The organism is Actinomadura montaniterrae (assembly GCF_008923365.1).
In the GTDB taxonomy this organism is placed as follows: domain Bacteria; phylum Actinomycetota; class Actinomycetes; order Streptosporangiales; family Streptosporangiaceae; genus Spirillospora; species Spirillospora montaniterrae.
The window spans coordinates 1-1,544 of the sequence record NZ_WBMR01000472.1 but is presented as its reverse complement, the minus strand read 5'-3'; the positions used below and the strand labels follow the sequence as shown (position 1 = coordinate 1,544).

The window sequence follows — 1,544 nt, the reverse complement described above, 5'->3', positions numbered from 1 at the left end:
CTCCGCCCCCGCCCCCGGCGGCGCGCCCTCCGGAGCGGCGCCCCCCGATGCCGGGCCCTCCGGCGTCGCGCTCGCGGCCGTGGGCAGCCACGGGCGCCGCGAGCTGACCCCCGGCGGGGACCTCGACCTGGTGCTGCTGCACCGCGGGCGCCCCGACATCGGCGAGATCGCCGACCGCATCTGGTACCCGATCTGGGACTCCGGCCTGCGCCTCGACCACTCCGTCCGCACCGTCGCCGAGGCCAGGACCGTCGCCCGCGCCGACCTGAAGGCGGCGCTCGGGCTGCTCACGGTCCGCCGGATCGCCGGCGACCACACCCTCGTCGACGAGCTGCGCGCCGCCGTCCTCGCCGACTGGCGCGCCGACGCCCGCGTCCGGCTCCCGGAACTGGCCGCGCTGTGCCGCGAACGCTGGGAGCAGCAGGGCGAGCTGGCGTTCCTCCTCGAACCCGACCTCAAGGAGGCCCACGGCGGCCTCCGCGACGTCCACGTCATGCGGGCCGTCGCCGCGTCCTGGATCGCCTCCGCGCCCGACGGGCGCGTGATAGCCGCGCACGACCTGCTCCTCGACATCCGGCACGCCCTGCACGAGTCCACCGGACGCTCCACCGACCGGCTCGTCCTGCAGGAGCAGGAGGCCGTCGCCCACGCCGTCGGCATGGCGGACGCCAACATCCTGCTCAGCGCGATCGCCGAGGCCGCCCGCACGGTCACCTACGCGGCCGACCACCTGTGGCGCCGCGTCGCGCGCGCCACCGGAACGCGCCGCGCGCCCGTCGAACGGCGCCCCGTGGGGAACGGCGCCGTCGAGCACGACGGCGAGGTCGTGCTGGCCCGCAACGCCGACCTCAGCGACCCCGCGCTGGTCCTGCGCGTCGCCGCGGCCGCCGCGCAGAACGGCCTCCCGCTCGCCCCCGCGACCGTCGCGCACCTCGCCGGCGACGCCGCCCTCCCCGCCGCGCCCTGGCCCCCGGAGGCCCGCGACGCGCTGGTCTCGCTCCTCGGCGCCGGACCCGCCGCCATCGGCGTCTGGGAGGCCCTCGACCAGGCCGGCCTGATCGCCCGGCTGCTGCCCGACTGGGAACGCGTCCGCAACCGCCCCCAGCGCAACCCCGTGCACCGCTTCACCGTCGACCGGCACCTCGTCGAGACCGCCGCCGGCGCCGCCGCCCTCACCCGCGAGGTCGCCCGGCCCGACCTGCTGCTGGTCGGCGCGCTGCTGCACGACATCGGCAAGGGCTGGCCCGGCGACCACTCCACCAGCGGCGCCGTCGTCGCCCATGACCTCGGCGTGAGACTCGGCTTTCCCGACGGTGACGTCCAGGTTCTGGAGACGGTCGTCCGGCACCACCTGCTGCTGCCCGAGACCGCCACCCGCCGCGACCTCGACGACCCCGTCACCATCGACACCGTCGTCTCCGCCGTCTCCGCCGTCCCTGGCCGCGAGCGCGAGACCCTCGAACTCCTCGCCGCCCTCGCCGTCGCCGACGGCAACGCCACCGGCCCCGCCGCCTGGGGGCCCTGGAAGGCGCGGCTCGTCGCCG

At 77.6% G+C, this 1,544-nt stretch carries 1 protein-coding gene; it reads left to right on the top strand.

The genetic code is table 11. From position 1 onward, the window contains the following. Positions 1 to 79: 79 nt before the first annotated feature. Positions 80 to 1,544 (top strand): [protein-PII] uridylyltransferase (locus F9B16_RS50365; RefSeq protein WP_225992702.1); only part of this gene is annotated, 1,465 nt, incomplete at its 3' end.